This is a genomic window from Mesorhizobium sp. M6A.T.Cr.TU.017.01.1.1 (assembly GCF_004023115.1).
GTDB classification, from domain to species: domain Bacteria; phylum Pseudomonadota; class Alphaproteobacteria; order Rhizobiales; family Rhizobiaceae; genus Mesorhizobium; species Mesorhizobium mediterraneum.
The window spans coordinates 1-4,971 of record NZ_RZTA01000210.1 but is presented as its reverse complement, the minus strand read 5'-3'; the positions used below and the strand labels follow the sequence as shown (position 1 = coordinate 4,971).

Annotated in this window: 7 protein-coding genes and 1 pseudogene; 5 read left to right on the top strand and 3 right to left on the bottom strand. The window is 63.2% G+C overall.

Translation table 11 applies throughout. The features are described 5' to 3' along the window. Together EOB36_RS33070 and EOB36_RS33065 are read right to left on the bottom strand one after the other, a co-directional pair. Positions 1-646: pseudogene (locus EOB36_RS33070) on the bottom strand (ABC transporter permease); the annotation flags it as partial. A 187-nt stretch (positions 647-833) separates the two neighbouring features. Next, positions 834-1,529 carry an ABC transporter ATP-binding protein gene (locus tag EOB36_RS33065; RefSeq protein ID WP_095484867.1) on the bottom strand — a complete coding sequence of 232 codons (696 nt, stop codon included), beginning with the start codon at positions 1,527-1,529 and terminating at the stop codon, positions 834-836. 85 nt (positions 1,530-1,614) lie between these two features. Between EOB36_RS33065 and EOB36_RS33060 the strand changes: the two genes are divergently transcribed. Together EOB36_RS33060 and thpR are read left to right on the top strand one after the other, a co-directional pair. Further along, positions 1,615-2,259, top strand: coding sequence for an arylesterase (locus tag EOB36_RS33060; RefSeq protein ID WP_128286542.1), 645 nt, complete (start codon positions 1,615-1,617; stop codon positions 2,257-2,259). 138 nt (positions 2,260-2,397) lie between these two features. Next, positions 2,398-2,994 carry an RNA 2',3'-cyclic phosphodiesterase gene (thpR, locus tag EOB36_RS33055; RefSeq protein WP_095484865.1) on the top strand — a complete coding sequence of 199 codons (597 nt, stop codon included), beginning with the start codon at positions 2,398-2,400 and terminating at the stop codon, positions 2,992-2,994. Here thpR and EOB36_RS33050 read toward each other — a convergent pair. Next, complete coding sequence (locus EOB36_RS33050) at positions 2,898-3,416, bottom strand: low molecular weight protein-tyrosine-phosphatase (RefSeq protein WP_128244169.1); 519 nt, start codon at positions 3,414-3,416, stop codon at positions 2,898-2,900. The two genes, thpR and EOB36_RS33050, sit on opposite strands and share 97 nt — an antisense overlap. Positions 3,417-3,467: 51 nt before the next feature. Here EOB36_RS33050 and EOB36_RS33045 point away from each other — a divergent pair, with 51 nt between their 5' ends. The 3 genes from EOB36_RS33045 to EOB36_RS33035 all read left to right on the top strand — a co-directional run. Beyond that, entirely contained in the window at positions 3,468-3,761 is a 294-nt protein-coding gene (locus tag EOB36_RS33045) for a 4a-hydroxytetrahydrobiopterin dehydratase (protein WP_095484863.1), read from the top strand. Positions 3,762-3,990: 229 nt separating this feature from the next. Continuing rightward, positions 3,991-4,353 carry a YkvA family protein gene (locus EOB36_RS33040; RefSeq protein WP_128286541.1) on the top strand — a complete coding sequence of 121 codons (363 nt, stop codon included), beginning with the start codon at positions 3,991-3,993 and terminating at the stop codon, positions 4,351-4,353. A gap of 240 nt (positions 4,354-4,593) precedes the next feature. Next, positions 4,594-4,971: hypothetical protein (locus EOB36_RS33035; RefSeq protein ID WP_128286540.1), on the top strand; the 378-nt coding region annotated here is incomplete at its 3' end.

Below are 4,971 nucleotides of genomic sequence, written 5' to 3'. Positions count from 1 at the left end.
GGATCGCCTTGATACCCGCTTCGCTGGTGCCGACGGGCAGGCGGATCTTATAGGCCTTTTCGACAAGGCTGCCGGGCTGAATCAGGCCGGAAGCGGCAAGCCCGTCCGTCGAGACCATCAGCCGCGGCGCAAAGCCGAAACCGTCGGATACCGCGTCCGGCTCGCTGACGAGCCGGGCGCGCAGTTCGAATGTGGCGCTGCCGAGCTTCAGCCGGTCGCCGATCCCAAGGTTCAGCCGCTCGAACAAAAGATCGGGGGCAGCGGCGCCGAAAATACCGGATCTTTCGCCGAACAATTCCTGCTTCGACAGCGCCGGCTCGGTCTCCAGCGCGCCGTAGAGCGGATAGGCTCCGTCGACCGCCTTGGCCTCGACCAGTGCCTGGTCGGAACCGTCCTCGAGCCGCGCCATCGAGCGCATGTTGGCGCTGTGCGAGACCGTGCCCAGCCCGTCGAGAAAGACGTGCTCGGCTTGCGTCGCTGCGCGCTGGTTAAGCTGGAAACGAAGATCGCCGCCGAGCAGCGACTGGCCTTCGTTGGCGACACCGGCAGTAATCGCCCGGGCCACCGAATTGACGCCGCCGATCGCCGCGACGCCGAGCGCGATGCAGGCAAGGAAAATCAGGAAGCCGGACAGTCCCCCGCGCATCTCACGCAGCGAGAAGCGGAAGGCGAGCTTCAGCGTGCGCGACCAGGCAACCCCCTCATCCGGCCGCTTCGCGGCCACCTTCTCCCCGAGGGGAGAAGAGGTTGCCAACGCCGGCGTCAGCCTCTTCTCCCCGGCGGGGAGAAGGTGGCCCGAAGGGCCGGATGAGGGGGCCTTGTCAGCCATGGCGCTACGCCGTCACTTTGAGCAACGGTGCGTCCTCGATCCGGCCCGACCGCATCGACACCTGCCGGGAGCAGCGTGCGGCGAGCGCCGGATCATGGGTGACCAGCACCAGCGTCATGCCGCGCTCGGCCGCCTTGGCGAACAGAAGATCGGCAACCTGCCGCCCGGTTGCCTGGTCGAGATTGCCGGTCGGCTCGTCGGCGATCAGGATGCGCGGTGAAGGCGCCAGCGACCGGGCGATCGCCACACGCTGCTGTTCGCCGCCGGACAATTCGCCTGGATAATGAGTGACGCGATCGCTCAACCCCACCGCCTCCAGCTCCCGCGCCGCCACCCCGAACGGATCTGCATGGCCGGCAAGTTCCAGCGGCACTGCGACATTTTCAAGCGCAGTCATGTTGGGAATGAGGTGGAAGGACTGGAAAACGATGCCAATGTTTCGCCCCCGAAACGATGCGATCTGATCTTCGCTCTTGCCGTTCAGCAATTCGCCTGCAATTCGTACCGTGCCCGAATCGACCCTTTCCAACCCAGCCAGAACCATCAGTAGCGTCGACTTTCCCGAGCCCGACGGCCCGACGATGCCGGTCGCCTCGCCACTTGCCACATCGAGGCTGACACCTTTCAGCACATGAACGGAAGACGCTCCTTCGCCGAGCGTCAGCGATACGTCTTTCAGCGCGATGACGGCTTCTGTCAAAATAAAATCGTCCTATATGGGAGAGTGGAGGCCAGAATTCGGCCTGCCGCCAACGTAATGTTCTTGGTCATATGGGGCCTGCCACATGGCTTTCAAACACCCTCTTGCCGCAGTCTTCATCCTTTTCCTCGGAATTTGCGGCGCCATTTCGTCGGCGCGCGCCGAACCCCTGGAGATTGTCGGCTTCGGCGACAGCCTGATGGCGGGTTTTGGCCTCGGACCGGACGAAGGCTTCACCCAAAAACTCGAGGCAGCACTTCGCGCCAAGGGCCACGATGTGACGATCGCCAATGCCGGTGTCTCCGGCGATACGTCGAGCGGCGGCCTGTCGCGTCTCGACTGGTCGGTGCCGGACGGCACCCAGCTTGTCATCCTCGAGCTCGGCGCCAACGACATGCTGCGCGGCGTTTCTCCCGATATCACGCAAAAGAATCTGGACGCCATGCTGGCGAAGTTGAAGCAGCGCAAGATCGCCGTGCTGCTGGCCGGCATGCGTGCCGCACCCAACCTCGGCGCCGACTACCAGAACGGCTTTGACGCGATCTTTCCGGACCTGGCGAAGAAATACGACGTCGCGCTCTACCCGTTCTTTCTCGACGGCGTCGCCGGCGAGCCCGCTTTGCAGCTCGAGGACGGCCTGCACCCGAATGCCAAGGGCATCGACCGCATGGTCGAGCGCATACTGCCGGATGTCGAAAAGGCCATTGCCGTGATTCAGGGCAACTCTTGAAGAACTGGACTTCGAGGAGGCTTCGCCTTCCCCAGGGGAAGATTTTAGGCGGGCCTGCGACCAACAAACCACTTGCCCCGCTCGATTATCGATGATTCGCTAGGGACAAGAGTTCGATTCGAGGACAGGAGGCTTGCCATGCCGCGTCTTTTCACCGCCCTCGAAATACCGCGTGATGCCGCCCTTTCGCTGTCCCTGCTCCGGGGCGGCCTGCCCGGGGCCCGCTGGATCGACGTCGAGAACTACCACATGACGCTGCGCTTCATCGGCGATGTCGAGGGCCATGTCGCCGACGAGATCGCCAACGCGCTCGATCGTGTCCACCGCCCGTCCTTCCAGCTGACGCTGTCCGGCGTCGGCGCCTTCGGCCAGAAGAAACCGCATGCGGTGTGGGCCGGCGTTTCCGCCTCGCCCGATCTTTCGGCCCTGCAAGCCGAGATCGAGCGCATCTGCCAGCGCCTCGGCATCCCCGCCGATCCGCGCAAGTTCATGCCGCATGTAACGCTGGCCCGCTTACGCAATTCGAGCCCGCTCGACGTCGCCCAGTATCTGTCGGCACGCGGCAACTTTTCGACGCTGCCCTTCCGCGTCGGCCGCTTCGTCCTGATGTCATCGCGCGATTCGGTCGGCGGCGGACCCTACATCGTCGAGGAGGCCTGGCCGCTGTCTGGCGCCGACAGCCGCGCTTCGAGCCGCGTCGCCAGCGCCTCCGATGCTTCGCGGATCATGCGGTAGACCGAGGCAAACGCCTCCGGCCCCTCGTGATAAGGGTCCGGCACGTCGCTCACTCTTCCCTGCGCAAACTCCAGGAACAGATGGACACGGTCGCGCATGGCGGCAGGCACCAACGCTTTCAGATCCCGGAGATTCGATCTGTCCATCGCGAGAATGAGGTCGAACCGCGAAAAATCGTCCGGTGTCAGCTTGCGCGCCCTCTGTCTGGAAATATCGATGCCGTGCCGCTCTGCGATCGACATAGAGCGCGGGTCGGGTGCCGCGCCGGCTTCCCAGTCGCTGGTCCCGGCCGAATCGAGCAGGATATCCCGATCGAGGCCGCGCTCCGCCAGGACGGCGCGCAACACGCCCTCCGCCAGTGGCGATCGGCAGATATTGCCGAGACAGACGAAAAGAATGGATTTTATCGGCTTTGCGCTCATCGATCCGCACTATGCTGAAGACTGCAAATCCAGATAGCACGGGAAACGAACATGGCGAGAGAGAAACTGAGCAAGGCGGCGGTCGCCGAGGCGCTGGCCGGTCTCGATGGCTGGTCGCTGGCCAAGGATGGCGGCTCGATCGCGCGCAGCTTCACCTTCAACAACTTTTCCGAAGCCTTCGCCTTCATGACCCGCGTCGCCCTGGCGGCGGAGAAAATGGACCATCACCCCGACTGGTCGAATGTCTACAAGACCGTGAACGTGACGCTCAACACCCATGATGCCGGCGGCCTGACCGCGCTCGATTTCGAACTGGCCAAGACGATGAACCGCTATTTCGATTAGGTCGTTGGAGATCTGAAGACGCCGTAGCCGCTCGCTCCGCCCAGGATGACGACGGGAGGGGCGTTTCCGCAAACTCCAAAGCGGGCGATTGCCCGCCACTTGCAGGCCAGCATCACCTGATTTTCAGGCCGGGAACGGCCGAGCTCTTGTAGTGGACGGGCGCTTTCACCACATTTCCCGCTGGCAGGCGCGCGTGGAACGACGAGCGCAGCCTCGTTAGGAGAGGTTGATGGCGCAAAAATCCAGTTTTGATTTCTTCGGCTTTGGCGGCAAGCCGGGCGACGCGCGCGAAGTGCGCGAGAACTTCTGGCGCACGGCCAAGAAGGCTGCCCGGCAAATCCCGTTCATGGAAGAGCTGATCGCCGCCTATTACTGCGCCATGGACAAGAACACGCCGCTGCGCGCCAAGGGCATTTTGCTGGCGGCCCTCGGCTATTTCGTGCTGCCGACGGACGTCATCCCCGACTTCGTCTTCGGGCTGGGCTTTACCGACGACATCGCCGTGCTGACCGCCGCGATCACTGCCGTCAAAGCCCACATCACCCCCGCGCACCGGCTCGCCGCCAGGCAGGCGATAGCCGACAACAGCTGAGCCGGCGATAAGGCAGAAAAGTCAAACTCTTGCCGCTTTCGTGGCCTCCAAGTCGCGACAGGGACGTTGCAACTGCCGCTTTTCGAGCGACGGGCGCAAGGATGGCGGCGGTTTCCTGGGGTGGAAGTCCTTTTCCCAAGGGAAGTTCACCGTTTGGTAACCCAGATTAAATCAAAATGAAGCGACGGGCAGGACGCCGAGCCGGCCTGCGTCCGCACCATTTGGAATACGGGAAAAGCGATGCGCGGATTGATTGCTACAATTTCGAGCCTGGCACTGGTGGCCATGACAGCGCCGGTGTTGGCGCAGTCGGCGACCAAGATCGGCCAGCACAATGCCTGGGGCACTTACAGCTACCAGGCGTCGGGCGGCAAGGTTTGCTATGTGCTGACCGTGCCGACCGACAAGCAGCCGCCGACGCTTGATCACGGCGACATGTTCTTCTTCGTCAGCCAGCGGCCGGGACAGCAGGTGTCCTATGAGCCGCAATTCATCGCCGGCTACAATTTCCAGGAAAACTCCAAGGCCACCGTCACCATCGACGGCAAGAGCTTTTCCATGTTCACCCGCGGCAAGTCGGCCTGGGTCGAGAACGCCGCCGAGGAGCCGGTGCTGATC